Here is a 25,042-nt window from a genome sequence, read left to right on the forward strand (position 1 = left end):
TCAAGCGCTCGTCATGGACGTCAAACTCGTTGCCCGCACGCTCGATCTCTTCGAGCTGTTCGCCGCCGAACGGCGGCCGCTGCCGCTCACCGAACTCGCGCGCCTGCTCAACGTGCCGGCGTCGAGCTGCCTGGCGATGGCGCGCACGCTCGTGAGCCGCGGCTATCTGTACGAGGTGCGCAAGCGCGGCGGCTACTATCCGACGCGGCGCCTGCAGACGATCGCCGCCGCGATCGACGCGACCGATCCCGTCGTCGACATCGTGCATCCGCGTCTCGTCGCGCTGCGCGACGCGAGCCGCGAGACGGCCGTGCTCGGCAAGATCCAGGGCGCGTCGGTCACGTATCTCGACGTCGTCGAGTCGGAGCAGGCGATCCGCTATACGCGCCAGCCGGGCGAGCTGCGCCCGCTGCATGCGAACTCGATCGGCAAGGCGATCTTCGCGGAACTCGCGAGCGATGCGCAGCAGGCGCTCGGCGCGCAGTTGTCGTTCGAGCGCTTCACCGATGCGACGGTGGCCGACCTGCCGGCGCTCGTCGCGCAAACCACGCGGTTTCGCGAACTCGGCTGGGCCGAGAACTTCGGCGAGAGCGCGCCCGAGCTGTCGGCGATCGCGGTCGCGCTGACGCTCGACGGCGACTGGTACGGGCTGTCGGTCGTCGGGCCGACCGAGCGGATCCGCCAGCATCGCGACACGCATGCAGCGCTGCTGGTCGATGCGAAGGCGCGGCTGCTGGCCGAGCAGGGGCGCGGGTAGCAAAGGCCGCGAAGCGGGGCGGGGCGCCTGCTTCGCTTCGCGTCCGTTCGCCGCGATGGCGAATGCCGGATAGCGACCGGGAACGGCCGCATCGCATCACGTGCCGGTACGCCGCTCGCCGTCGAGCTTCCCGAAGGTCGCTGCGAACGCGTACGGCTGCCGCGCGATATCCGGGCAGCTCGACGCCCGAACCACGCCACCGCCCCGGCCAGCAAGGCTGGACTGTGGCTCAATCCGCATCAAAGTTCAGCGATACCAGCGCGGCGTATACACCCACTCACGCCCGTCGCCGATCGCGAAACGCCGCGTCGTCGACGAACCGACGATCACCATCGTGCGCATGTCCACCTGATCGCTGCGCAGCGCGCCGAGCGTCGTCGTCGCGAGCGTCGCGCCGGGCCGGCCGATGTCGCGGCCGAGCACGACGACCGTATCGGCCGCGCGGTGCGCACGCACCGCATCGAGCGCACGATCGAGCTGCCACGGCCGAGCACGCGAGATCGGGTTGTAGAACGCCATCACGAGATCGGCCTGGGCCGCATGCCGCAGGCGCGTCTCGATCACGTCCCACGGCTTCAGGTTGTCCGACAGCGAGATCGCGCAGAAATCGTGGCCGAGCGGTGCGCCGGCCTGCGCGGCGGTCGCGAGCGATGCCGATACGCCGGGTTCGATGCGCAGTTCGACCGCGGCCCAGCGCGGATCGCGCGCTTCGTCGAGGGCTTCGAGCACGGCCGCGGCCATCGCGAACACGCCGGGATCGCCCGACGACACGACCGCGACGCGCCGGCCCTCGGCCGCCAGTTCGAACGCATGACGCGCACGCTGCATTTCCTCGCGATTGTCGGTGCCGTGCACGCGCTGCTCCGCGCGGAACGGGCCGGCCATCGTCACGTAGGTCGTATAGCCGAGGATATCGGTGGCGTCCGCGAGCGCGCTGCGCGCCGCGGGCGTGAGCCATGCGGCGTCGCCGGGGCCGAGGCCGAGCACCGTCAGGCGGCCGCGTGCACGGCCGAGCGTGGCGGGATCGACGGGCTCGGCAGCGACCGCGCACGCGAGGCCATCGGTCGCTGCGCGCAGCGTATGCGCGACGCGCAACGTGCGGGCGAGCAGGGTGGCGGCAGCGGTGTTGCCAGCGCGGGCCTTATCACCATCACCTTCGCCATCACCATCGCCTTCGACATCGGCGAAGCGCAGCGGCACCTCCAGCATCCGTGCGGCGGCTTCGACCCGTGCATCGCCGAGCAACGTCGCCGGTGCGACGAGCGCGGCAAGCGCCAGCCGCGCGAGGCCGTGCGTGTCGAGCAGCGCGTCGATGCGTTCGGCAAGCGACGGCGCCGCATCGGCCCGCACGCCGCGCGCATCGACGCCGACCACCACGCTGCGCGGATGGATCACGAGTTCGTCCCGCGCGCCGCGCCACGCATCGGGCGTCACGCGGATCGCATGCGCGGCCGCGCCGTCGCGCGGCAGCGCGACATCGTCGAGCCACGGCGCCGCGCCGTCGACGCGCGTGGCCGCGCCCGCGAGCAGGTCGGACACGAAGCGCTTGCCTTGCTGGAGATCGGCGAGCGCATAGCCGTCGGGCGGGTTGAGCACGCATGCGCCGAAGCGCAGTTCGCCGCTCGTGGTGATCGCCGGCGCGACGCCGAGGCATTCGGCGATTTCGCGCGCGATCACGTTGACGCCCGTCAGCCCGCCGAGCAGCGGCACGACGGCCGACCCGTCTTCCGCGACCGCGAGTACCGGCGGTTCGACACCCTTGTCGGCGAGTGCCGGCGCGACGCAACGGATCACGATGCCGGCCGCGCACAGCGCGACGATCGGCAAGCCGCGCGCGTAGAGTTCGCGCAGGTGCGCGCCGAGTTCGTCGAACGACACGTCGGCCTCGACGCGCGACGCGAGCCCGTGCACGGCGGCGCCCGGATAACGCGCCTGGATGCGCCGCGCGGTATCGAGCGCGCCCGCGCCGAGAATCACGATCGCGGGCGGAGTCGTCATCCTTGCCATTTTTCCCCCGGGACGACGAGCAGCGAGAAATACGGCGACGCCATCGGATCGACTTCGTCGAGCGGCACGATGCGCTGGGCCGCCATCGTCGCGCGCTCGACGTACAGCGCGCGCTTCGCGAGCCCCAGTTCGTCGAGCACGCGCCGCACCTTGTCGAAGTTGCGGCCGAGCTTCATCACGACGGCCGCGTCGGCCTGCGCGAGCCGCGCGCGCAATTCGTCCTCCGGCAGCACGCCGGACAGCACCGACAGGCTCTGGTTGCGATAGACGAGCGGCTGGCCGAGCACGGCCGTGCCGCCGAGCATCGCGCACACGCCCGGGATCACTTCGGTGTCGTAGCGCGGCGCGAGGCGATCGTGCAGGTACATGTACGACCCGTAGAAGAACGGGTCGCCTTCGCAGATCACCGCGACGTCGCGCCCGGCATCGAGATGCGACGCGACGATCTCGGCCGCCGTGTCGTAGAAGTCGGCAATCACGGTCTCGTAGCAAAGCGGCGGCGCCAGCGCCTCGGTCGTCACCGGATAGACGAGCGGCAATTGCGTCTGCGCGTCGCGCAGGTGCGCCTCGACGATTCCGTACGCATTGCCCTTCTTGCCCTTCGCGACGAAATACGCGACCACCGGCGCGGCCTGCAGCACGCGCAGCGCCTTGATCGTCATCAGTTCAGGATCGCCTGGGCCGACGCCGACCCCGAACAGGCGTCCGCGCGGGGCCGTCATTCGGCCTCCGTCGCGAGTGCGTTGACCGCGGCGGCCGCCATCGCGCTGCCGCCGCGCCGGCCGAGCAGCGCGACGTACGGCACGCCGCGGCTGTCGGCGTCGAGCGCCGCCTTCGATTCGGCCGCGCCGATGAAGCCGACCGGAAAGCCGAGGATCAACGCGGGACGCGGCGCACCGGCGTCGATCATGTCGAGCAGGTGGAACAGCGCGGTCGGCGCATTGCCGATCACGACGACGCTGCCGGCCAGATGCGGGCGCCACAGTTCGAGCGCCGCGGCCGAGCGGGTGTTGCCGAGATGCCGCGCGAGGTCGGGCACTTCCGGTTCGCCGAGCGTGCAGATCACGCGATTGCCGGCCGGCAGCCGCGCGCGCGTGATGCCTTCGGCAACCATCTTCGCGTCGCACAGGATCGGCGCGCCGGCCGCGAGCGCCATACGGCCCGCCGTGCCGGCGCCGGCCGAGAAGCGCAGGTCGTAGGTGACATCGACCATCCCGCACGCGTGGATCACGCGCACCGCGAGTTTCTCGAGATCGGGCGGAACCTGCGACAGGTCGGCCTCGGCGCGGATCGTCGCGAACGACTGGCGGTAGATTTCCTGCCCGTCGCGAATGTAGTCAAGCATCGGTGGTGTCCTGGCTGTGGCGCGCGCCCGTCAGTCGGGCCGCGGCCTGGTCAATCGTCAGATGGCGCGCGAGCGGGGCGCCGAGGCCCGCGGCGGCGTCGCGCCGGTAAAGGTCGTAGCGCGCGGGCGCGACCGCGACGAGCGTATGCGTCGCGGGGTGCGGCAGCGCACAGTGGCGCTCGCAGCCGGTCAGGTGCACGTCGACCGGATGGCCGACGCGCGCGGCCAGCGCGAGCGCATCGCGTTTCGTATCGGCACGCGACTTCGCGCAGCCCGCGCTGCCGGTGCAGGCGACCAGCGCCGCCAGCGGGTCGGATGTCGTGCACACGAGCCCGAGCGACGCCAGCGCGTCGAGCACGGCCGGCGCACGTTCGTGCCGCACGCCGTGCACGAACACGCCTTGCCACGGCGTCATCGACAGCGTGCCGTCGCCGTCGGCGTCGGCCAGTGCCGCGAGCCGTTCCAGTTGCGACGCGTCGAGCCGGCCGAGCACGAACTGCGCGCCGATGCTGCAGCGATCCGCGTCGCGCGACGGCCGTGCGCCGAAACGCAGCGCGGCATCCGCTTGCGTGCGCCGCCAGCCGGCCAGTGCCGGATCGGCTTCGAGCGGGAACGGTACGTAATGCTGCGCACGCTCGCGCAACGCGCGTGCGCCGCCGGTCGCGAGCCACGCGCGCATCCGCGTGACGTCGGCCGGCGCGAGATCGAGGAACGCCAGCAGCAACGCGCGCACGAGCGCGACCGCCTGGTCCGGCGCCACGTCGAACGCGGCGGGCGGATCGCCGGGCGCGACCGGCGGACAGCCGGCCAGGCCCGCGGCGATGCGGACCGCGCCGTCGCCGCGACGCCACGCGGCGAGCCAGATGTCGTGCGGATGATCGAGCGCCGCGACCGATTCGCCGCCGTCGAGCTGGATCGAGAATTTCGGCGACAGTTCGCCGCGGCGCGGCTCGTGCGTCAGCATGTCGAGCAGCGCAAGCGCGAGTGTGCGGCTGTCGAGCAGCGCGTCGGGATCGCGCCCCGCAAGCGGGCTGAGCATCAGGTTGCGGACGTCGTCGCTTGCGGCGAGCGCGGCGCGGTCGTCAGCGGCCTCGCCCGCGTTGATGCGTGGGCCCAGGCCCGCGTCGAGCAACGCGTCGACCAGCGTATCGGCCGTGCCGTCGCGAATGCCGCGCAACTGGAGATTCGCGCGATTGGTCGCGTCGATCGCGCCGGAGCCGCAGGCACGCGCGACGGCGGCGATCGCGCGCGCCTGCCGCGCGTCGAGCCGGCCGCCCGGCAGCTTGATCCGGCACAGCCCGCCGTCGGCGGCCGCGACGACGCGCACGAGCCCCGGGCAAGCCGAAGGGCGCACGACGGGCGAAGCAGGATTCGAATCGGGGGCGGATCTCAACGGGATACCGGGACAGTGTCGCGCCGCGGCCAACGCATCGGTACACCCCGCCCGACGCCGACTGGCACGCACGCACTTTCAGGCCGGCAGGTCTCCTGGCTGACAGGTCGGCGCCGGCTCCCGGCCTTCCCGGTGAAACCAGTGGCATGAGGGGGGAGATCGGCTCGCTGTCTACAGTTGCGGGGGCAGCCACAGCGGCGCGAGGCGCGCCCTGTGTTCCCTCTTCGGCCCCGAAGGGCACCGGCGAACGAACGGCCGTAGGATACCCGATTTCACCGGCGTTTCGGGCCCCCCAGGCGACCGCCGGGCGACCGTCGGGCAGGCGCCGCGGCCGACGCGAAACGCGGCCCGGCGTCGGCGGGCTCGCAGATGAAACGCGCGGTGGAACACGGTACCATGCCGACTTTCGCAATGCGGACGGCCGCACCGGCGCCTTCACGGCCGCCGTGCGGCGACTCGATGGAATCGGACGAAGGGGAAGGGTGCATGACGGCGTGGCTGACGGTAGTGGGCATCGGCGACGACGGCTACGCGGGGCTCGGGCGCGGCGCGCGGCGCGCGCTGCTCGAGGCGAAGCGGGTCATCGGCGCGAAGCGGCACCTCGACATGCTGCCCGCGCGGCTGCCGGCCGAACGCGCCGCGTGGCCGTCGCCGTTCGACCTGTCGGGCCTGCTCGCGCAGCGCGGTTCGCCCGTCTGCGTGCTGGCGAGCGGCGACCCGATGCTGTTCGGCGTCGGCGCGACGCTCGCGCGCGAACTGTCCCCCGACGAATGGCGCGTGCTGCCCGCACCGTCGTCGCTGTCGCTGGCGGCCGCGCGGCTCGGCTGGGCGTTGCAGGACGTCGGCGCGGTGTCGCTCGTCGGCCGGCCGCTCGCGACGCTGGCGCGTCACCTGCTGCCGGGCCGGCGCCTGTTCGTGCTGAGCGCCGACGGCCGCACGCCGGCCACGGTCGCCGCCGAACTCGCCGCGCGCGGCTTCGGCCCGACGCGCATCAGCGTGTTCGAGCACCTCGGCGGCCCGCTCGAGCGGCGCATCGACGGGCTCGCGCAAGACTGGCACATCGACGAAACCGCCGCGCTCAATCTCGTCGCACTCGACTGCCAGGCAGGCCCCGATGCGCCGCGCCGCGCGCTCACGCCCGGCCTGCCCGACGACGCGTACCGCCACGACGGCCAGCTCACCAAGCGCGACATGCGCGCGCTGACGCTCGGACGCCTCGCGCCTGCCCCCGGCGAACTGTTGTGGGACGTCGGCGCGGGCAGCGGCTCGATCGGCATCGAGTGGATGCGCGCGCATCCGTCGTGCCAGGCGATCGCGATCGAGTCGCATGCGGAGCGGCAGCGCTACATCGAGCACAACCGCGACGCGCTCGGCGTACCGGGCCTGCAACTCGTGGCCGGGCGCGCGCCCGATGCGCTCGCGGGGCTCGCCGCGCCCGACGCGATCTTCATCGGCGGCGGCGCGACCGTGCCCGGCGTGCTCGACGCGTGCTGGTCGGCACTGAAGCCCGGCGGCCGGCTCGTCGCGAACGCGGTCACGCTGCAGGGCGAGCTGGCGCTCGCCGCGTGGCGCGACGCGCACGGCGGCACGCTCACGCGCGTATCGCTCGCGCACGCCGAGCCGCTCGGCCGCTTCGACACGTGGCGGCAGCCGTTGCCCGTCACGCTGTACGACGTGCACAAGCCCGCTTCCACGGCGACCGACCTCGCGGACCCTGCCTGATGCGCGACGAAACCCCCGAACAACCGGCACCGCTGCGGTTCGGCTACACGACCGGCAGCTGCGCGACCGCGACGTCGCTCGCCGCCGCACGCGTGCTGCTCGCGGGCCGCGCGGACGATGCGGTCGAGATCGTGTTGCCGAAGGGGCAGCGCGTGATGATGCGGCTCGCGTTCTGCCGGGCCACGGCCGACGGCGCGGAAGCCGGCACGATCAAGGATGCCGGCGACGATCCTGACGTCACGCACGGCGCGCTGATCTTCGCGCGGGTCGCGCTCGCCGCCGTGCCCGGCGTGCGTTTTCACGCGGGGCCGGGGGTCGGCACCGTCACGCGCGCGGGGCTCACGCTGCCGGTCGGCGAACCGGCGATCAATCCGGTGCCGCGCCAGATGATGACCGCGCACCTCGACGCGCTCGCGGCCGAATACGGCTACACGGGCGGCTTCGACGTGACGATCGGTGTCGAGGGCGGCGAGGCGCTCGCGCTGAAGACGATGAACCCGCGGCTGGGCATCGTCGGCGGCTTGTCGATTCTCGGCACGACCGGCATCGTGCGGCCGTTCTCGTGCTCGGCGTACATCGCGTCGATCCATCAGGGCATCGACGTCGCGCGCGCGAACGGGATCGCGCACATCGCCGCGTGCACCGGCAACGCGAGCGAGGATGCGATGCGCGCGCACTACGGCCTGCCCGACATGGCACTGATCGAAATGGGCGATTTCGCCGGCGCGGTGCTCAAGCACCTGCGCCGCGCGCCGGTCGCGCGCCTGTCGATGTGCGGCGGCTTCGGCAAGCTCAGCAAGCTCGCGGCCGGCCATCTCGACCTGCACAGCCGCCATTCGAGCATCGACCTGCCGCTGCTCGCGCAGTGGGCGGCCGAGGCGGGCGCGAACGACGCGCTGCAGGCCGCGATGCGCGCGGCGAACACCAGCCAGGAAGCGCTGAAGCTCGCGCAGGCCGAAGGCGTGCCGCTCGGCGACCTCGTCTGCGCGCACGCGCTGCGGGTCGCGCGCGACATCGTGCCGCCATCGGTCGCCGTCGAGATGTTCGCGATCGACCGGCAGGGCCGCTTCGTCGGGATCGCACGATGAGCGCGCGCATCCTGGTGCTCGGCGGCACCGGCGACGCGCTGAAGATCGCACGCGCGCTCGGTCCGCGGCACGTCTATAGCCTCGCGGGTCTCGGCAAGGTGCCCGACGACCTGCGCTGCGACGTGCGCGTCGGCGGCTTCGGCGGGGCGGCGGGGCTCGCCGCGTATCTGCGCGGTGCCGGCATCGGCCTCGTGATCGACGCCACGCATCCGTATGCCGCGCGCATCAGCGCGAACGCGGCGGCCGCCGCGCGCGACGCGGGCGTGCCGCTGTGGGCGCTGCGCCGCGCGCCGTGGGCGCCGCAACCCGGCGACGACTGGCGGATGGTCGACGACTGGGGCGGCATCGAGGCCGCGCTCGCGCCGTTCCGGCGGCCGCTGTTCACGCTCGGCCGCGAACCGCTCGCGCATCTCGACGCGATCCCGCCGCACCAGTTCTGGCTGGTGCGCTGCCTCGATGCGCATCCCGGCAACGCGCGCGCGCAGATCGTCGCCGCGCGCGGGCCGTTCACGCTCGAAAATGAGCGCGCGCTGTTCGCGCTCGCGGGCATCGACGTCGTCGTCAGCAAGAACAGCGGCGGCGCCGCGACCGAAGCCAAGCTCGACGTCGCGCGCGAACGCCGGCTGCCGGTCGTGATGCTGCGCCGGCCGCCGCTGCCTGACGCCGACCGCGCGTTCAACTCGGCCGCCGCGCTGCTCGATGCGCTCGACCCGGCCGCGCGTGCTTGATGCCACGCAACCCGGCTGTCCCATGAATTGACGGAGATTTTTCGATGACGGTGTATTTCATCGGCGCGGGCCCCGGCGACCCGGAGCTGATCACGGTAAAGGGCCAGCGCCTCGTGCGCACGTGCCCGGTGATCCTGTATGCAGGGTCGCTCGTGCCGCCGGCCGTGCTTGACGGCCATCGTGCGGAACGGGTCGTCAATACCGCCGAGCTCGACCTCGACGCGATCGTCGCGCTGCTCGCCGACGCGCATGCGAAAGGGCAGGACGTCGCGCGCGTGCATTCGGGCGATCCGTCGCTGTACGGTGCGATCGGCGAACAGATCCGCCGGCTGAAAGCGCTCGGGATTCCCTATGAAATCGTGCCGGGCGTGACGGCCACGGCCGCCTGCGCGGCGACGCTCGGGGTCGAGCTGACGCTGCCCGGTGTCGCGCAGACGGTGATCCTCACGCGCTTCGCGGGCAAGACGACGATGCCGGAAGGCGAAGCGCTCGGCGCGCTCGCCGCGCATCGCGCGACGCTCGCGATTCACCTCGGCGTGCGGCATCTCGCGCGGATCGTCGACGAAGTGCTGCCGCATTACGGGCCCGCGTGCCCGGTCGCCGTGATCTATCGCGCGAGCTGGCCCGACGAGGAGCGCGTGACCGGCACGCTGGCCGACATCGTCGGCAAGGTGCAGGGCACGCAGATCGAACGCACCGCGCTGATCCTGATCGGGCGCGTGCTCGATGCGGAAGGGTTCGCGGATTCGACGCTGTACGCGAGCGGGGGGTGATGACGCGTGTACCGAACGCAACGCACTTCGCGTTGCGAGGCATCGCGACAATGGGTTGCCTCGCGAGCGGGGCAACCGATCAATACCCATCGTCGAGCGGCGCTCTCCGCGTGAACCGGCGCGACCGGGTGACAACGGGCAACCGCGCGAACCGGGCCGCCGATCGATGTCCATCGTCGAACGGCACTGCATGAACCGGCAACGGGCAACCGCGCGCCGGCCACGAACCGGGTCGACGCCTTCACGCGCCGCTTCTGAACGGCGCTACGCACGCGCGACACGCCGCGCAAACTGCGGCGCGAAGCCCGCCGCCAGTGCGAACAGCACGACGCACAGGCATGCCATCGCGATCCATGCCGGCGTCAGATCCGCGAGATGCTGGCGCACGATGCCGGCCGCGAACGGAAACAACCCGGCGACCAGATAGCCGACGCCCTGCACGAACCCGGTCAGCGATGCCGCATCGGCCGGCGTCGCCGCATGATCGACCGTGACGATCAGCGACAGCGGAAACAGCGCGCCGATCCCCGCGCCAAGCAGCAGCGCGGCCGGCATCGCGAGCGTGTCCGGCGCGGCCAGCATCACCAGCAATCCGGCGAACAGCGACGCGATCGCCGCGTGCAGCGCGGGCCGGCGATCGGGCAGGCGGTCGATCGTCGCCGAGATCGCCAGCCCCGCGACGACTTCCGCGAGCGTCACGCCGCCGAGCAGGCTGCCGGCCGCGGTCGGCGACCAGCCGAGCCGCATGTAGTACGGCGGCAGCCATGCGAGCACGAGGGTGTAGGCACCCGTCGCGATCCCGAAGAACATCGCGAGCCGCCAGGCCCGCGGCGAGCGCGACGGTCGCGCCTGCATCGGCGGCGCAGCCGTCGGCCCGGACGCCGGTGCGTCACCGCCACGACTGGCCAGCGGCCACGCGAGCGCCGCGACCGCGGCCGGCAGCGCCCAGCCCGCGAGCGCGACCAGCCAGCTCCAGCGGGCCGCGGCGAACGGCGCGACGACGCTCGCGAGCACCGCCCCGCCCATGATCGACGTCGAATAGACGCCCATCGCGCCGCCGATGCGCGTCGCGAAATGCGCCTTCACGAACCCCGGCAGCAGCGCCTGCACCATCGCGATCCCGATGCCCGCGCAACCTGCGCTCGCGAGCAGCAGCCACGCGTGCTGCGCGCCGAAGCGCGACGCGCACGCGAGCCCGATCAGCACGACGCCGAGCCACACGCCGCCGGCGATCCCCGTCACGCGCTGCAGCCACCGCGCCCCGAGCGCGCCCAGGCCCATCAGCAGGATCGGGATCGTGGTCAGCAGGCTCGCCGCGCCATCGCCGATGCCGGTCGCACGCTGGATCATGTCGAGCAGCGGACCGATCGCGGCCAGCGCGGGCCGCAGGTTCAACCCGACCAGTACGACGGCGGCCAGCCGCCAGCCGGGGGAAGTGGAGCGATTCATGATGGAGTGGCCCTCGATATCGGTGCACGACACCTCCGTCCTGCGTGCCGTGCATTTTCATGTAAAGTATCTCGACATCAAGATAAATGCGTATTTATCTCGACGTCAAGATAACTGGTGAGCCGAGGAGGGTTAATGGATCGAGCCGCGCATGCGCTCGCGCAATGGCGCGTCGAGCGTCCGGATCTGGATGCGTCGTCGATGCTCGTGATGGGACGGCTGCAGGAAGCCGCGCTCGTGATCGCGCGCGACGGTCTCAATCCGCTGTTCGCGCGCTACGGGATGCAGCCGGGCGAGTTCGACGTGCTGGCGACGCTGCGGCGCAGCGGCGCGCCGTTCGCGCTGACGCCGACGGCCCTGTACGACGCGCTGATGATGTCGTCGGGCGGGATGACCGCGCGCATCGACCGGCTGCAGAAGGCCGGCTGGGTCGAGCGCCGGCCGAACCCGGCCGACGGCCGCGGCACGCTCGTCGCGCTGACCGACGCCGGCCGCGCGCTGATCGACGATGCGGTGGTCGCGCACGTCGACAATCAGCGCGCGATGCTGGCCGCGCTGTCGGAGGCGGAGCAGGCGCAACTTGCGGCGTTGCTCGAAAAGCTGCTGGCGGGATTGGGAGGAGAAGCGTCGGCCGAAAGGTAGCGCCGCCGCATCGTCACGTCGAACGAACGCGACGAGCGGGACATGGAAACACCGAAAGAAAACGCGCGAAAGGCAGCGCGTGAACCGCCCGCCGCGCGATGCGGCGGGCCGGACAGACGGCGGGCCGCACCGGGTGCGCCCGCCGCGCGGCTCAGCCGCGTGCCGGGATGTTGAGCCCGCGCGCGACGGCCGGACGCGCGACGAACGCGTCGAGCGCCCGCGCGACATGCTTGAATTCGCCGAAGCCGACCAGGTCGCCCGCTTCATAGAAGCCGACGAGGTTGCGCACCCACGGGAAGATCGCGATGTCGGCGATCGTGTACGAATCGCCCAGCACCCACTTGCGGTTCGCGAGATGCGCGTCGAGCACGCCGAGCAGGCGCTTCGATTCGGCGACGTAGCGGTCGCGCGGACGCTTGTCCTCGTAGTCGCGGCCCGCGAACTTGTGGAAGAAGCCGACCTGGCCGAACATCGGGCCGATGCCGCCCATCTGGAACATCACCCACTGGATCGTCTCGTAGCGGCCCGCCGGATCCTTCGGGATCAACTGGCCCGTCTTGTCCGCGAGATAGATCAGGATCGCGCCGGATTCGAACAGCGCCAGCGGCCGGCCGTCGGGGCCGTTCGGATCGATGATCGCCGGGATCTTGTTGTTCGGGTTCAGCGACAGGAATTCGGGCGACAGCTGGTCGTTCGTGTCGAAGCGCACGAGGTGCGGCTCGTACGGCAGGCCGGTTTCCTCGAGCATGATCGAGACCTTGACGCCGTTCGGCGTCGGCAGCGAGTACAGCTGGAGACGGTCGGGATGCTGGGCCGGCCATTTTTTCGTGATCGGGAAGGCGGACAGATCGGGCATGGGGGTTCGTTCGTCAACGTTGAGGATCCGCGCCCCGCCGGCCTGCTACGCGTCGCCGGGCAGCCGCTGACACGGCGGCAGGAACGGGACGAACGCATCGACCGGCGGGCGGGGCGCGCCGAAGACGCCCACTGTAGCCGATCCCCGCGATCGCTGCAGACGGCGGCCACGCGTCGTGTCCGTGCGCCGCCGCGCGCAGCGCGCCTGCCTGTTTCGGTCAGTCGCCTCAACAGACGACGCATCGACGTGTCGCGAACGGGTGCCTGTGGACATCGCGCCAGGCCCTGCGCGCTGCGGCACCCGTGCCACACCGCACCGCATCGTCAGAAGTTGTGCCGCAGCCCGACCATCGCCGCGGTCGTGCCGACCCCGGGCGCGACCGGCTGCCCGTACACGAGCATCTGGTTCATCGTGCCGCGGTTGTTCACGTGGCCGACCTGCGCATAGACCATCGACCGCTTCGACAGGCTGTAGTCGGCCGTGAGCACGACGGCCGTCGAGCGGTTTTCCGAACGGTTGCGGTCCTTCAGGTAATACACCGCCGACGTCACCTGCAACGCGGGCGTGAAGCGATAGCCGACGCCGGCCGACAGCATGTCGAGGTTCACCTTGTCCGCATGCGACGGATTCCTGCCGTTGCCGTACGACGCCGACACCGAGAAGTCACGGATCGTGTATTTCGCGCCGACGTAGATGAAGCGGTTGTTGTCGACGCCGGTCGGCGCGACACCCGGCGCCGGATTCGTGTCGTGGCCGTTGTAGTAGACGGCCGACGCGTTGAGCCCGTAGTTCGAATACCGCAGCACGACCGATTCGCGCGTGCCGCCCTGGAACTGCCCGGCGACGCCGCCGGGCGCGTATTCGAGCGCGATCGACGCGCCCGCGAAGGTCGGCGACTGATAGACGAGCGCATTGCTGTCGTACAGCGCGCCGATCGCGCCGTTGGTGCTCGTGCCCGGCCAGCCGGCCGCGGTGTTCAGGCCGAGCCACGCGGTCAGCACGCTGCCGAAGAACTGCGCGTTGCGCACGTCGGTGTCGGCCATCGCGTAGATCATCGGCACGATCTGGCGGCCGGCCGTGAAGGTGCCGAACGGCCCGGACACGCCGAGCGACGCAACCTGGTTGAAGATCGCGACGGCGCCCGGCGTGTCGCTCAGCTGCATCCTGCCGGTGCCGCTGTCGAACGAGCCCTGCAGCTTGAAGTTGACCTTGTAGCCGCCGCCGATGTCCTCGCTGCCCTTGATGCCCCAGAAGCTCGAATAGATGCCGCCGTCCTTCATGCGGAACACCTTGCCGGTGTTCGGCGCGCTCGGGCCGAACGACGCGGCCGACGTGCTCTGGTACAGCAGGCCCGTGTCGACCACCCCGTACAGCGTGACGGAGGATTGCGCGTGCGCGAGCGCCGCACTGCCGGCAAGCGCCGCGAGCGCGGCCAGTTTCGTCTTCATCGAAGTCTCCAGGATCGTAATGGACCGCACGGGATCGAGCCCGGGCGGGTGCAGCAGGGGAAGCATCGAGGCAGGCGGGAGGGCGCCGGGTGCGACGCCGGTGCGAGCCGTGCGGAAAGACTACGCAACGGCGCGCGGCCGCTCCCCCCCATGCGCGGGGGGCAGGGTTGCGGAGAATCGGAGGGAAGCCCTGGTGACGCGGTTGTCATCAACGGCCGGGCAAGGCCGATCAAGGCCAGTTAAGGCGAGTTGACGCGAGTTGAGGCCGGTTCGGACGTGCGCAGGCGGGCAACGCGCGCGTCAAGGCGCGCTTTCGAGCAACCCGAGCACCAGCGCGCGGCGCACCGCGTGCTTGCGCGAGCTGGCGTCGAGCTTGCCGAACAGGTTCTTCAGGTGCCACTTCACGGTTTCCTCGCCGACGGCGAGCGCCACCGCGATCTCCTTGTTCGACAGGTTGCGCGCGAGCAGTTCGAGGATCGCGCGCTCCTTCGGCGTCAGCACGACGCTCGGCACCGCGCGCGGGCTGGCCGTGCTGCGCGGCGCGGGCGGCACGATGCGCGGCTGCGGCTGTGCGGGCCGGGCGGGTCCGTCGCCCGCGGCCGTCTCGTCGCCGATGCGGCGCGCCCAGTCGGCGACGGCCGGATGCGCGTCGGCGAGCGTGCGCGTGAGGCCGAACATGTCCGCGAGGTTCATCGCCTCGTCGAGCAGCGCGCGGCCGCCGTGCCCGGACTGTTCGAGCGCGAACGCGCTGAGCGCCATGATCTCGATGCGCTCGCGTCCCATGCTCATTTCGCGGGCCAGCACGGCGGCTTCGTCGAGCGCCGCGCACGCATCGTCCCAGCGGCGCGCGGCAAGCGCGGCGCCCGCGTGCGCCATCGCCTGCAGCAGCACGACGGGGCGCCGCCACAGCGGCCCGTGCGACGGAAACTCGGCCGCGGCAATCGCATCGATCCGCTCGACCAGCGCATGGCAGGTCGCCTCGCGATAGCGCGCCGCGTGAATGCGCACCTGCTCGGCGAGGCTCGCGACCGACAGGCGCGGCAGCCGGCGCGCGACGCCCATCGCGTCGAGCGCCTCGAGCAGGTCGATCGCGCGATGCTCGACGCCGCGCAGCAGCGCGATGCGCGCGGCCGTCCGGTAGCCGAGCAGCACGGTGTCGGGCGTGCCCGCGTGCTCGAGCACGTCGAGCCGGTTCGCGAGCAGCGCGGCGGCCTGGTCGACGCGATCGGCCTCGTACGCGATCGCCGCGCACATCGCCGCAAGCATGCAGGTCAGCGGATGGCGGCGCCCGAGATCGGCTTCCGCGCGGGCGAGCGCCGGCGACAACGCGTCGTCCGCGAGCCGGATCTGGCCTTCGCGCAGGTAGCTCAGGCCGGTGATCAGCTCGCCCCAGCGCGCGACGTAGCCGAACCCGGCCGCGGTCGCGCCGCGCGGCGCGGCCTGCTGGAAGCGGCGCGCCTGCGCCGGTTCGCCGACGATGATCGCGCGCGCCGACAGGCGGTTCGCATGCATCTGCGCGAGCCAGGTCGCCCTGGGCGGCGTGAAGTCGGCCCACGGTTCGAACAGCTCGACGAAATGGTCGATTTCGTCCGCGTAGTAGGCCGCCGCACTGAGGATCAGCGCGCATTCGTAGCGCATCGCGGCCGGCGTGCCGGGGTCGGCGAGGATGCCGGCGATCTGGCGCCGCGCCTCGACATGGCGCTCGCCGAGCGCCAGCGCCCACGCGACCGCGATCCGCAGCGTCGGGCGCTTGTCGAGTTCCGCATCGGGCAGCAGCGCGAGCCAGTCGAGCACGTCGTTGATGCGGCCCTGCTTGATCGCGTCCTCGAGGCAGCGCTGCGCGAGCGCGTATGCCGTCTCGAACTGGCCGGCCGCATACGCGTGGCGCGCCGCTTCCTCCGTCATCCCGTGCGCGTCGAGCCACGCGGCCGCGCGTGCGTGCAGCGCGCTGCGGTCTGCTTCGGCGCTCGTCGTCAGACGGTCGCGCAGCGTATCGCGCACGAGCGGATGCAGCCGGCACCAGTCGGAAGCGTCGGACGCGATGAACAGCGGCGTGTCGCGCGCGAGCCGTGCGAGCCGGTCGGGGGCGGCCGCGTCGTCGAGCAGCGCGGCGCACAGCGACGGATGCAGGCGGTCGGCAACGCTCGTGCGGGTCAGGAACGCGGTGTCGTCGGCCGACAAATTCGCGAGCAGCAGTTCGACGAGCCGGTCGCGCGTGCCGTCCATGCGTGCGGCGAGCGCATCGACGGCCTGGCGCGGATCGGCCGAGCGCGCCATCGCGGCCATCGCGAGCTGCAGTCCGAGAGGCCAGCCGTCGACGCGCTCGAACAGCCGCGCGCACGCGTCGGCGTCGACCCGCTGCGCAAAGCGCGCGCCGACCAGCGCGATCGTCTCGTCGAGCGTGAAGCGCAGCCAGTCGGGGCCCGCGAGCGTGCATTGCCCGCCGGCGAGCAGGTCGCCGGCCGCGTGATCGAGCCCGCGCCGGGCCGCGACGACCACCCGCAGGTTCTGCGGCGCGTTGTGCAGCACGTAGGTCAGCGCGTCGAGGCCGGCGGCGGGCAGCCGCTCCGCATCGTCGACGATCAGCAGCGCGTCGATCGACAGTTGCGCGACCTCGGCCAGCCACGCGGTCAGCCCCTCCAGCGCGCGGGCCGCGCCGTCCGGAATCAGGCGCCCGAACGCGGGCCGCGCGCAACCGGTGCGCACCGCCTGCACGAGCCCCTGCAGCAGGCGCGGCGCGTCGTCGCGCTCGTCGGCGGACAGCCACACGACCGCGCGGCCGAGCGCGAGCGATTCGCGCCGCCATTGCGCGAGCAGCGAGGTCTTGCCGTAGCCGGCCGGCGCCTGCACGAGCGTGACGGGCCGGGCGTCGAACGCCGCCGCGGCAAGGCTCAGCCGCGCGCGCGCGAGCAACTGCGCCGGCACGCGCGGCGCGGTCGTCTTCAGCACGAGTTCGGTCGGGGGCGCGTCGGCGCGTTCGGGTGGGTGAGCCATCGGGGCAGCAGTCGGAATCCGGCGCTGCCGTGCAGGCCGGCGTCCGGGGTGGGCGTGGGGGGAAGGATCGGCCGAACCGCGTTCGCGCGTCAATCCCCCCCGCGGCGAGTGGGGCCGCGCCGCCTCCCGGCCGATAGCATGGATTCCGAGGCGTGACGAACGCGATTGACGAATGCAACGGGGAGGGGCCATGAACATCGTATCGACCGGCGCGCGCCGCAGCGCGGCGAGCGCCGGATAAACGGAGCGGCACGATGTATCGCCATCTGCTCGTGACGGTCGACGGCGTGCCCGGCGGCATCGACGCGATCGGCCATGCGCTCGAACTGGCGCGTGCGGTCGGCGCGCGGGTCACGTTCGTGCTGTCCGGCGCGGCGCCGCAATCGCCTGGCTCCGACTCGCGTTTATCCGGAGCGCGGATGCCGGAACACGGTGCGAAAGTGGAAGCCGCCGCCCGGGCGCAGGGCCTGTCCCATGCGATCGCGGGGGCCGGCGATCCGGGGGCCGGCGGCACGTCGCCCGCCACGCTCGCCGGCGAACTCGGCTGCGACCTGATCGGCGTCGCGGCGCTGCCGCACGATGCCGATGCCGGCGCGGCCGCGCAACGGCGGTTGCTGCTGGCGACGAGCGGCGTGCCGGTGCTCGTGTGCCCGGCGCGGCGTGCGCCGGCAGAGGCGCGCGTGATGGCCCGCTGTCTCGCCGCGCATCGCGCGCTCGGCGCGCAGTTGCAGGCGCTGACGCAGTTGCAGGCGCCGACGCTCGCGAGCGAAGCCCCGGACTCGGCAACGCGGCCGGCCGCCGATGCAGACCGCGCGCTCGCGGTGCACGCCGCGTTGGCGTCGCTCGCGGCGCTGCAGGACGCGCGTTCCGGGCCGTCCGCCGAAGCACGCCTGTGCGCGGCATTGCGCAGACGGGCGGAGAGCACCGCGGCCGAACTCGACGAGCTCGACCGCCAGCGGCGCCGCGACGCGCACGCGCTCGACGCGCTGGCGCGGCTCGCCGCCGACGGCTTGCCGTCGGCCGCGTTCGATGCAGCGCTCGCCGTCTATGCGCGCGGCGCGTTCGAGCAGATGGGGCGCATGGAAGGCGTGATTTTCCCGGCCGCGCGGCGCTATTTGAGCGACGCCGACTGGACCGAACTGGACGCGCCTCCGGCGAGCGGCTCAGCCGCGACGACGCCGGACGCGGACGAACCCGACGATGCGTGACGCGCATCCGACTGAAACCCTACGGAGAACCAGATGGCACATGCAGTGCGATTCCACGAAACCGGCGGCCCCGACGTGCTGCGCTGGGAAGCGGTCGAAGTCGGCGACCCGGGCGCGGGGCAGGTCCGCCTGCGGCACGAGGCCGTCGGCCTGAACTTCGCCGACACGTATTTCCGCAGCGGCCTGTATCCGGTGCCGCTGCCGGCCGGCATCGGCGTCGAGGCCGCCGGCGTGGTCGAGGCCGTCGGCCCCGGCGTGACGAACGTCGCCGCCGGCGACCGGGTGACCTACACCGGCTTCCTGAACACGCTCGGCGCGTACAGCACCGAACGGCTGATCGCCGCCGCGCCGCTCGTGAAGCTGCCGGCCGGGATCGCCTGCGAAACGGCCGCGGCGATGACGATGCGCGGCCTGACGTCGGCGTACCTGTTGCGCCGCATCCACGCGTTCGCGCCGGGCGACACGATCCTGCTGCACGCGGCCGCGGGCGGCGTCGGGTTGATCGTGTCGCAATGGGCGAAGCTGCTCGGGCTGACGGTGATCGGCACCGTGTCGAGCGAGCACAAGGCCGCGATCGCCCGCGCGCATGGCTGCGACCATACGATCGACTACAGCCGCGAGGACGTCGCGAAGCGCGTGCGCGAACTGACCGGCGGCGCGGGCGTCGACGTCGTGTTCGACAGCGTCGGCAAGGACACCTTCGAGGGCTCGCTCGATTCGCTGAAGCGGCGCGGGCTGATGGTCTGCGTCGGTACCGCGTCGGGCCCGATCCCGCCGTTCGACCCGCAGCGCCTCGCGATGAAGGGTTCGCTGTACCTGACGCGCCCGGCGCTGGCCGACTACATCGCCGATCCGGCCGAGAAGAACGACCTAGCCGGCGAGCTGTTCGCGCACGTCGCGGCCGGCCGCATCCGGATCGAGATCAACCAGCGTTACGCGCTGCAGGACGCGGCACAGGCGCACCGCGATCTCGAGTCGCGCAAGACGACCGGCTCGTCGGTATTCATCGTCTGAGGAGACGCGCATGCGAGTCGAACCCCTGACCTGTGCGATCGGCGCGGAGCTGCTGGACGTGAGCCTCGCCGACGCCGTGCACGACGACGGCCTGTTCGCCGAGATCCGCACGCAACTGCTGCGCCATCGCGTGCTGTTCCTGCGCGACCAGGACATCACGCGCGCCGAGCACGTCGCGTTCGCACGCCGCTTCGGCGAGCTCGAGGATCATCCGGTCGCCGGCAGCGATCCCGAGCACCCGGGGCTCGTGCGGATCTACAAGTCGCCCGACCAGCCGAACGACCGCTACGAGAATGCGTGGCACAGCGATGCGAGCTGGCGCGTGGCGCCGCCGCTCGGCTGTGTGCTGCGCTGCATCGAGGGTCCGCCGGTTGGCGGCGACACGATGTGGGCGAACATGGTGCTCGCATACGAGAACCTGCCGGAACACGTGAAGCAGCAGATCGAAGACTTGCGCGCACGCCACAGCATCGAGGCGAGCTTCGGCGCGGCGATGCCGGTCGACAAGCGCCTCGCGCTGAAGGCGCAGTATCCGGACGCAGAGCATCCGGTCGTGCGCACGCATCCCGAAACCGGCGAGAAGGTGCTGTACGTGAACGCGTTCACGACGCACTTCACGAACTTCCATACGCCCGGGCGCGTGCGCTTCGGGCAGGACGCGAATCCGGGCGCCGGCCAGCTGCTGCAATACCTGATCAGCCAGGCTTACATCCCCGAATACCAGGTGCGCTGGCGCTGGAAGAAGAACAGCGTCGCGATCTGGGACAACCGCAGCACCCAGCATTACGCGGTGATGGACTACCCGCCGTGCGTGCGCAGGATGGAGCGCGCGGGCATCGTCGGCGACGTGCCGTTCTGAGCGCGCCCGCACCTTAACCGACTCGCAACCCTGTACACGACGCGCCAGGCCAGCCGCCCGGCGCGGCGGGATACGCACGCCCGTACGCCTGCACTAAAACGATTCCCACTGGAGGACGACATGCAATTTCTCGACGATTCGCTGCACCCGGAAAACCAGGACAAGGTAGTCATCACGGTCGCGCCGTACGGCCCCGAATGGATGCCCGCCGACTTTCCGGAAGACATTCCGGTGACGATGGACGAGCACGTGCAGAAGGCCGTCGACTGCTACAACGCGGGCGCGACGGTGCTGCACCTGCACGTGCGCGAACTCGACGGCAAGGGCAGCAAGCGGCTGTCGAAATTCAACGAGCTGCTCGGCCGGCTGCGCGAGGCGGTGCCCGACATGATCCTGCAGGTCGGCGGCTCGATCTCGTTCGCGCCGGAAGGCGACGGCGCCGAGGCGAAATGGCTGTCCGACGACACGCGCCACATGCTCGCCGAGCTGACGCCGAAGCCCGACCAGGTGACGGTCGCGATCAACACCGTGCAGATGAACATCACCGAGCTGATGAACCGCAAGGACATCGCCGGCACCTCGCTGAACGAAGCCGCGCTGTGGGACGCGTACCGCGAGATGACCGTGCCGGCCGGCCCCGGCTGGGTCGACGAGCACCTGCGCCGGCTGCAGGCGGCCGGCATCCAGCCGCATTTCCAGCTCACCGGCATGCACGCGCTCGAGACGCTCGAGCGGATCATCCGCCGCGGCGTCTATCGCGGGCCGCTGAACGTCACGTGGGTCGGCATCGGCGGCGGCTTCGACGGCCCGAATCCGTACAACTTCATGGAATTCGTGCGGCGCTGCCCGGACGGCGCGTGCATCACGCTCGAATCGCTGATGAAGAACGTGCTGCCGATCAACACGGTCGCGATGGCGCTGGGCCTGCATCCGCGCTGCGGGATCGAGGACACGATCATCGACCAGAAGGGCAACCGGATGACGTCGGTGCAGCAGGTCGAGCAGTGCGCGCGGATCGCGCGCGAACTCGGGCGCGAGATCGCCACCGGCAAGGAGGCGAAGGCGATCTACCGGATCGGCGTGCAGTACGACGGCGTCGACGAGACGCTCGCGCAGCTCGGGATGGCGCCGAACCGCCGGCCGGGCCAGCTGAGCGTGCCGCTGCGCGCGGCCTGACGCACCGGGCGACCGTGCAACCGGGCGGCCCGCGAGCGCCGCCCGCCGATCGATGTGGCGCGGCACCCACCCTCGCGCCGTGCGCGAGGCAAGCTCCGACGAACGGAGCGGGGCCGCGCAAGCCGCGCCGGCGCGTTGCCGCACCGGTGCCGGAGGAGACACGCATGCTGATTCATCACGTCGAGCCGTCGCTGCAGGACGTGGCGGCCACCGGGCGGCGCGCGCCGGCCTATGCCTGGCTCGTGTTCGGGCTGACCGTCGGCCTGCTGCTGTCGGACTACATGTCGCGGCAGGTGCTCAATGCCGTGTTTCCGCTCCTCAAGCACGCGTGGGGACTGTCGGACACGCAGCTCGGCTCGCTCTCCGGCGTCGTCGCGCTGCTGGTCGGCCTGCTGACGTTCCCGCTGTCGGTGCTCGCCGACCGCTTCGGCCGCGTGCGCAGCATCGTGCTGATGGCCGCGCTGTGGAGCGTCGCGACGCTCGGCTGCGCGCTGTCGACCAACTACGCCCAAATGCTCGTGTCGCGCGGCCTCGTCGGGCTCGGCGAAGCCGCGTACGGCAGCGTCGGCGTCGCACTGATCCTCAGCATCTTTCCGGCCCGGCTGCGCGCGACGCTGACCGGCGCGTTCATGGCCGGCGGCGCGTTCGGCTCCGTGTTCGGGATGGCGCTCGGCGGCCTCGTCGGCGCGCATCTCGGCTGGCGCTGGTCGTTCGGCGTGATGGCCGCGCTCGGCATCGTGCTGCTCGTCGCGTACCGCGGCGTGGTCACCGAACGGCGGCTCGCGGCCTGCCGCGTCGAACCGTGCCGGCCCCATGCCGATGCGCCGCGCGACCTGCGCGGCAGCGTGCGCGCGCTGATGTCGGGGCTGTTCGCATCGCGTTCGGTGATCTGCGCGTATGTCGGCAGCGGGCTGCACCTGTTCGTGCCCGGCGCGCTGTTCGCGTGGCTGCCGAGCTACCTGAACCGTTATTACGCGATGGCGCCGGACCGCGCCGCGGTGCTCGCGGCCGGCTTCGTGCTGCTGTCGGGCGTCGGGATGGTCGGCTGCGGGATCGTCACCGACCGTGTCGGCAAAACCGACGGCAAGCGCAAGTGGTTGACCGCGATCGCGTATTGCGTGCTGACGGGCGTGTGCCTCGCGGCCGCGTTCCGGCTGCCGCCCGGGCCGCTGCAACTCGCGCTGATTTGCGCGGGCATGCTGGTCGGTGCGGGCGCGTCCGGCGCATCGGGCGCGATGGTCGCGAACCTGACGCCCGCCGCGATCCATGCATCGGCGTTCGCGACGCTCACGCTCGCCAACAACCTGCTCGGCATGGCGCCGGGCCCGCTGCTGACGGGGTGGGTCGCCGATCGCGCCGGCCTCGTCGGCGCACTGCAATGGATTCCCGTCGTGCCGCTCGCGGCCGCCGTGTTGTTCGCGATCGGACGCGCGAGCTACGCGGCCGATCTCGCGCGCGTCGAACGCGAACGGCGCGCGTCCCACCTTTCCTGAACCGAACCCTCCCGGAGGCTGCATGACCCTGGCGACCGCGCCCACCATCCTGATCGTGCCCGGCTTGCGCGATCACGTCGAAGACCATTGGCAGACGCATCTGCAACGACGCCTGCCGAACGCACGGTCCGTCGCGCCGCTCGAAGCCGACAAGCTGAGCCGCGCCGCGCGCGTCGCGGCACTCGATGCGGCGCTCGCCGCGATCGACGGCCCCGTGATTCTGGTCGCGCACAGCGCGGGCGTGATGATCACGGTGCACTGGGCACGGCAGGCCACGCGCAAGATCCACGGCGCGCTGCTCGCGGCACCGGCCGATCTCGACACGCCGATGCCCGCCGGTTACCCGGCGCCCGACGCGATCGCCGCGAACGGCTGGACCCCGGTACCGACCGGGCGGCTGCCGTTTCCGAGCGTCGTGGCCGCTAGCCGCAACGATCCGCTCGCGCGCTTCGAACGCGTCGAACTGCTGGCGGCCGGGTGGGGCAGCAAGCTCGTCGATCTCGGCGAAGTCGGGCATCTGAATCCGGCGTCCGGGTACGGCGAGTGGCGGGATGCGGAGCGGCTGATCGGGGAGGTGATCGCGCTCGGTGCGGCCTGAGCGCCATCGGCAACGCGCCGCGCATGAATTCCCTGCCGGCGCGTCAACGTGAACCGATTCCATTTGAGCGCCCAGCGACATACGACGTCCTAACACGCCGCGTGCCCGTCGCCGTGTCGCGGCGCCAAATCGTTCAATCTACAAATCCTCGGGAAACGGAAGGTTTCTGTTAGGGAAATTCCCGCCCCGCGCCAGTCGGTTTTTTGTTGACCGACATCGTATAACGCCGTCATGATTTCCTGAAAAGAAAGGTCCCATCCACCGACCGAAGTGAGGAGACATGAACGCCACCCCGATCGCTCGCCGTGTCCGCCGGATCGCACTCGCGCTGGGTTTCACGCTGTCGGCCGCGGCAGCCGTTGCCGCACCCGTATCGCTGAACGTCGTCGACGTCGCGGGCAACCTGCAGCTCACGCAGAAGGCCATCGAGGCGTTCAAGGAGAAGAACCCGAATCTCGTCGCGAACGTCACGTTCACGAACGCGCCCGCGCCGCAGCTGCCGGGCAAGATCAAGGCGATGCAGGCGGCGGGGCGCGCCGACATCGATCTCGTGCTGACCGGCACCGACGCGCTGGCCGCCGGCATCGAGCAGAACCTGTGGCTGAAGCTGCTGCCCGACAACGCGGGCGCGTTCCCCGGCGTGCTCGACCGGTACGCGCCCGGCCCGCGCAAGATGCAGGATGTCGCGCAGGGCTTCGGCCTCGAAGTGACCTACATGCCGGCCGGCCCGCTGCTCGAATACAACCCGGCGAAGGTCGCCGACCCGCCGAAGACGCCCGAACAGCTGCTCGCGTGGTGCAAGGCGCATCCGAACAAGCTGATCTACGCGCGCCCGGCGAACTCGGGCCCCGGCCGCACGTTCCTGATGGGGCTGCCGTACGTGCTGGGCGACAAGAACCCGCAGGATCCGATCAACGGCTGGGACAAGACCTGGGCGTTCCTGAAGCAGCTCAACGACTGCGTGCCGTACTACCCGGGCGGCACGTCGGCCGTGATGAAGGAGCTCGGCGAAGGCACGCGCGACATGACCGTGACCGTCACCGGCTGGGACCTCAACCCGCGCGCGCTCGGCATCGTGCCGGCCGACTTCCGGATCCAGGCGTTCGACAACATGACGTGGGTCAACGACGCGCACTACATGGTGATTCCGAAGGGCGTGGCGAAGGACAAGCTCGACGTGCTGTTCAAGCTGATGAACTTCCTGCTCGAACCGGCGCAGCAGGCGATGACCTACGACGACGGCTACTTCTATCCGGGCCCGGCGGTGAAGGGCGTGACGCTCGAGATGGCGCCCGCGCACAGCCAGGAAGTGATCAGGAAGTTCGGCCGCCCCGAGTACGCGAAGCTGCTCGCGGAACGTCCGCACGTGCAGCCGCTCAACGCGCAGGCGATGGTGGCCGCGTTCCAGAAGTGGGACCGCGAGATCGGGTCGCAGAAGTCGAAATGACGGATGAACCCGCGGGCGCCGCGGCGCCCGCGCCGACGGAGTTCG

21 protein-coding genes and 1 riboswitch are annotated in these 25,042 nt (G+C 71.5%); of the genes, 13 read left to right on the plus strand and 8 right to left on the minus strand.

Annotated elements, in window-relative coordinates:
- Window positions 1–13 precede the first annotated feature (13 nt).
- Entirely contained in the window at window positions 14–757 is a 744-nt protein-coding gene (locus DIE04_RS16095; RefSeq protein ID WP_124520777.1) for an IclR family transcriptional regulator, read from the plus strand.
- A gap of 246 nt (window positions 758–1,003) precedes the next feature.
- On the opposite strand, the gene cobJ is transcribed toward DIE04_RS16095, so the two are convergent.
- Genes cobJ through cobG form a run of 4 tightly spaced genes read right to left on the minus strand, consistent with a single transcriptional unit; the run spans window position 1,004 to window position 5,463 of the window.
- On the minus strand, window positions 1,004–2,755 hold the full coding sequence (gene cobJ / locus DIE04_RS16100) for a precorrin-3B C(17)-methyltransferase (RefSeq protein ID WP_124573117.1): 1,752 nt from the start codon (window positions 2,753–2,755) through the stop codon (window positions 1,004–1,006).
- Window positions 2,752–3,486 (minus strand): precorrin-2 C(20)-methyltransferase, encoded by a 735-nt coding sequence (locus tag DIE04_RS16105; protein ID WP_044843548.1) that lies wholly within the window; start codon window positions 3,484–3,486, stop codon window positions 2,752–2,754. Before DIE04_RS16105 ends, cobJ begins: the two co-directional genes overlap by 4 nt.
- Window positions 3,483–4,109 carry a precorrin-8X methylmutase gene (locus DIE04_RS16110; RefSeq protein WP_044843547.1) on the minus strand — a complete coding sequence of 209 codons (627 nt, stop codon included), beginning with the start codon at window positions 4,107–4,109 and terminating at the stop codon, window positions 3,483–3,485. The genes DIE04_RS16105 and DIE04_RS16110 overlap by 4 nt, the downstream gene beginning before the upstream one ends.
- Window positions 4,102–5,463 carry a precorrin-3B synthase gene (gene cobG, locus DIE04_RS16115; protein ID WP_260426909.1) on the minus strand — a complete coding sequence of 454 codons (1,362 nt, stop codon included), beginning with the start codon at window positions 5,461–5,463 and terminating at the stop codon, window positions 4,102–4,104. The genes DIE04_RS16110 and cobG overlap by 8 nt, the downstream gene beginning before the upstream one ends.
- A gap of 106 nt (window positions 5,464–5,569) precedes the next feature.
- Window positions 5,570–5,762: riboswitch (cobalamin riboswitch) on the minus strand.
- Window positions 5,763–5,988: 226 nt separating this feature from the next.
- Here cobG and cbiE point away from each other — a divergent pair.
- The 4 genes from cbiE to cobM are packed head-to-tail and all read left to right on the plus strand — an operon-like array spanning window position 5,989 to window position 9,813.
- The gene (gene cbiE / locus DIE04_RS16120) at window positions 5,989–7,224 is read left to right on the plus strand and encodes a precorrin-6y C5,15-methyltransferase (decarboxylating) subunit CbiE (RefSeq protein WP_124485717.1); all 1,236 of its coding nucleotides are present in this window, start codon (window positions 5,989–5,991) and stop codon (window positions 7,222–7,224) included.
- Window positions 7,224–8,312, plus strand: coding sequence for a cobalt-precorrin-5B (C(1))-methyltransferase (locus tag DIE04_RS16125; RefSeq protein ID WP_124485489.1), 1,089 nt, complete (start codon window positions 7,224–7,226; stop codon window positions 8,310–8,312). The genes cbiE and DIE04_RS16125 overlap by 1 nt, the downstream gene beginning before the upstream one ends.
- Window positions 8,309–9,040, plus strand: coding sequence for a cobalt-precorrin-6A reductase (locus tag DIE04_RS16130; RefSeq protein ID WP_124521770.1), 732 nt, complete (start codon window positions 8,309–8,311; stop codon window positions 9,038–9,040). The genes DIE04_RS16125 and DIE04_RS16130 overlap by 4 nt, the downstream gene beginning before the upstream one ends.
- 44 nt (window positions 9,041–9,084) lie before the next feature.
- Window positions 9,085–9,813, plus strand: a complete 729-nt coding sequence (gene cobM / locus DIE04_RS16135) for a precorrin-4 C(11)-methyltransferase (protein ID WP_124485487.1) — start codon at window positions 9,085–9,087, stop codon at window positions 9,811–9,813.
- A 264-nt stretch (window positions 9,814–10,077) separates the two neighbouring features.
- Here the strand turns inward: cobM and DIE04_RS16140 are convergent, their stop codons facing one another.
- The gene (locus DIE04_RS16140; RefSeq protein ID WP_124521768.1) at window positions 10,078–11,262 is read right to left on the minus strand and encodes an MFS transporter; all 1,185 of its coding nucleotides are present in this window, start codon (window positions 11,260–11,262) and stop codon (window positions 10,078–10,080) included.
- 135 nt (window positions 11,263–11,397) lie between these two features.
- On the opposite strand from DIE04_RS16140, the gene DIE04_RS16145 reads away from it, so the two are divergent.
- Complete coding sequence (locus tag DIE04_RS16145) at window positions 11,398–11,904, plus strand: MarR family winged helix-turn-helix transcriptional regulator (RefSeq protein WP_124520773.1); 507 nt, start codon at window positions 11,398–11,400, stop codon at window positions 11,902–11,904.
- Between the two features lie 151 nt (window positions 11,905–12,055).
- On the opposite strand, the gene DIE04_RS16150 is transcribed toward DIE04_RS16145, so the two are convergent.
- From DIE04_RS16150 to DIE04_RS16165, 3 genes are all read right to left on the minus strand, one after another.
- Window positions 12,056–12,760 carry a glutathione S-transferase N-terminal domain-containing protein gene (locus DIE04_RS16150; RefSeq protein ID WP_124521766.1) on the minus strand — a complete coding sequence of 235 codons (705 nt, stop codon included), beginning with the start codon at window positions 12,758–12,760 and terminating at the stop codon, window positions 12,056–12,058.
- A gap of 323 nt (window positions 12,761–13,083) precedes the next feature.
- Window positions 13,084–14,208 carry a porin gene (locus DIE04_RS16160; protein ID WP_124485483.1) on the minus strand — a complete coding sequence of 375 codons (1,125 nt, stop codon included), beginning with the start codon at window positions 14,206–14,208 and terminating at the stop codon, window positions 13,084–13,086.
- A gap of 300 nt (window positions 14,209–14,508) precedes the next feature.
- Complete coding sequence (locus DIE04_RS16165) at window positions 14,509–17,202, minus strand: LuxR C-terminal-related transcriptional regulator (protein WP_124521762.1); 2,694 nt, start codon at window positions 17,200–17,202, stop codon at window positions 14,509–14,511.
- Between the two features lie 254 nt (window positions 17,203–17,456).
- On the opposite strand from DIE04_RS16165, the gene DIE04_RS16170 reads away from it, so the two are divergent.
- From DIE04_RS16170 to DIE04_RS16200, 7 genes are all read left to right on the plus strand, one after another.
- Window positions 17,457–18,410: a universal stress protein gene (locus DIE04_RS16170; RefSeq protein WP_124521760.1), complete on the plus strand. Its 954-nt coding sequence runs from the start codon at window positions 17,457–17,459 to the stop codon at window positions 18,408–18,410.
- Window positions 18,411–18,443: 33 nt separating this feature from the next.
- On the plus strand, window positions 18,444–19,424 hold the full coding sequence (locus tag DIE04_RS16175; RefSeq protein ID WP_124485480.1) for a quinone oxidoreductase: 981 nt from the start codon (window positions 18,444–18,446) through the stop codon (window positions 19,422–19,424).
- Window positions 19,425–19,434: 10 nt separating this feature from the next.
- The gene (locus DIE04_RS16180; protein ID WP_124521758.1) at window positions 19,435–20,283 is read left to right on the plus strand and encodes a TauD/TfdA family dioxygenase; all 849 of its coding nucleotides are present in this window, start codon (window positions 19,435–19,437) and stop codon (window positions 20,281–20,283) included.
- Window positions 20,284–20,403: 120 nt separating this feature from the next.
- Window positions 20,404–21,459: a 3-keto-5-aminohexanoate cleavage protein gene (locus tag DIE04_RS16185; RefSeq protein WP_044843535.1), complete on the plus strand. Its 1,056-nt coding sequence runs from the start codon at window positions 20,404–20,406 to the stop codon at window positions 21,457–21,459.
- A 164-nt stretch (window positions 21,460–21,623) separates the two neighbouring features.
- Complete coding sequence (locus DIE04_RS16190) at window positions 21,624–22,952, plus strand: MFS transporter (RefSeq protein ID WP_124521756.1); 1,329 nt, start codon at window positions 21,624–21,626, stop codon at window positions 22,950–22,952.
- A 22-nt stretch (window positions 22,953–22,974) separates the two neighbouring features.
- The gene (locus tag DIE04_RS16195; RefSeq protein ID WP_124485477.1) at window positions 22,975–23,550 is read left to right on the plus strand and encodes an alpha/beta hydrolase; all 576 of its coding nucleotides are present in this window, start codon (window positions 22,975–22,977) and stop codon (window positions 23,548–23,550) included.
- A gap of 280 nt (window positions 23,551–23,830) precedes the next feature.
- Complete coding sequence (locus DIE04_RS16200) at window positions 23,831–24,997, plus strand: ABC transporter substrate-binding protein (RefSeq protein WP_044843531.1); 1,167 nt, start codon at window positions 23,831–23,833, stop codon at window positions 24,995–24,997.
- The last annotated feature ends 45 nt before the right edge of the window (window positions 24,998–25,042 follow it).

It is taken from the genome of Burkholderia sp. Bp8994 (assembly GCF_003853805.1).
Taxonomy (GTDB): Bacteria; Pseudomonadota; Gammaproteobacteria; order Burkholderiales; family Burkholderiaceae; genus Burkholderia.

Excerpts from the sequence above, each read along its gene's own strand:
- DIE04_RS16095 (WP_124520777.1), top strand. The coding sequence starts at position 14 with ATGGACGTCAAACTCGTTGCCCGCACGCTCGATCTCTTCGAGCTGTTC.
- cobJ (WP_124573117.1), bottom strand. The coding sequence starts at position 2,755 with ATGACGACTCCGCCCGCGATCGTGATTCTCGGCGCGGGCGCGCTCGAT.
- DIE04_RS16105 (WP_044843548.1), bottom strand. The coding sequence starts at position 3,486 with ATGACGGCCCCGCGCGGACGCCTGTTCGGGGTCGGCGTCGGCCCAGGC.
- DIE04_RS16110 (WP_044843547.1), bottom strand. The coding sequence starts at position 4,109 with ATGCTTGACTACATTCGCGACGGGCAGGAAATCTACCGCCAGTCGTTC.
- cbiE (WP_124485717.1), top strand. The coding sequence starts at position 5,989 with ATGACGGCGTGGCTGACGGTAGTGGGCATCGGCGACGACGGCTACGCG.
- DIE04_RS16125 (WP_124485489.1), top strand. The coding sequence starts at position 7,224 with ATGCGCGACGAAACCCCCGAACAACCGGCACCGCTGCGGTTCGGCTAC.
- DIE04_RS16130 (WP_124521770.1), top strand. The coding sequence starts at position 8,309 with ATGAGCGCGCGCATCCTGGTGCTCGGCGGCACCGGCGACGCGCTGAAG.
- cobM (WP_124485487.1), top strand. The coding sequence starts at position 9,085 with ATGACGGTGTATTTCATCGGCGCGGGCCCCGGCGACCCGGAGCTGATC.
- DIE04_RS16140 (WP_124521768.1), bottom strand. The coding sequence starts at position 11,262 with ATGAATCGCTCCACTTCCCCCGGCTGGCGGCTGGCCGCCGTCGTACTG.
- DIE04_RS16145 (WP_124520773.1), top strand. The coding sequence starts at position 11,398 with ATGGATCGAGCCGCGCATGCGCTCGCGCAATGGCGCGTCGAGCGTCCG.
- DIE04_RS16150 (WP_124521766.1), bottom strand. The coding sequence starts at position 12,760 with ATGCCCGATCTGTCCGCCTTCCCGATCACGAAAAAATGGCCGGCCCAG.
- DIE04_RS16160 (WP_124485483.1), bottom strand. The coding sequence starts at position 14,208 with ATGAAGACGAAACTGGCCGCGCTCGCGGCGCTTGCCGGCAGTGCGGCG.
- DIE04_RS16165 (WP_124521762.1), bottom strand. The coding sequence starts at position 17,202 with ATGGCTCACCCACCCGAACGCGCCGACGCGCCCCCGACCGAACTCGTG.
- DIE04_RS16170 (WP_124521760.1), top strand. The coding sequence starts at position 17,457 with ATGTATCGCCATCTGCTCGTGACGGTCGACGGCGTGCCCGGCGGCATC.
- DIE04_RS16175 (WP_124485480.1), top strand. The coding sequence starts at position 18,444 with ATGGCACATGCAGTGCGATTCCACGAAACCGGCGGCCCCGACGTGCTG.
- DIE04_RS16180 (WP_124521758.1), top strand. The coding sequence starts at position 19,435 with ATGCGAGTCGAACCCCTGACCTGTGCGATCGGCGCGGAGCTGCTGGAC.
- DIE04_RS16185 (WP_044843535.1), top strand. The coding sequence starts at position 20,404 with ATGCAATTTCTCGACGATTCGCTGCACCCGGAAAACCAGGACAAGGTA.
- DIE04_RS16190 (WP_124521756.1), top strand. The coding sequence starts at position 21,624 with ATGCTGATTCATCACGTCGAGCCGTCGCTGCAGGACGTGGCGGCCACC.
- DIE04_RS16195 (WP_124485477.1), top strand. The coding sequence starts at position 22,975 with ATGACCCTGGCGACCGCGCCCACCATCCTGATCGTGCCCGGCTTGCGC.
- DIE04_RS16200 (WP_044843531.1), top strand. The coding sequence starts at position 23,831 with ATGAACGCCACCCCGATCGCTCGCCGTGTCCGCCGGATCGCACTCGCG.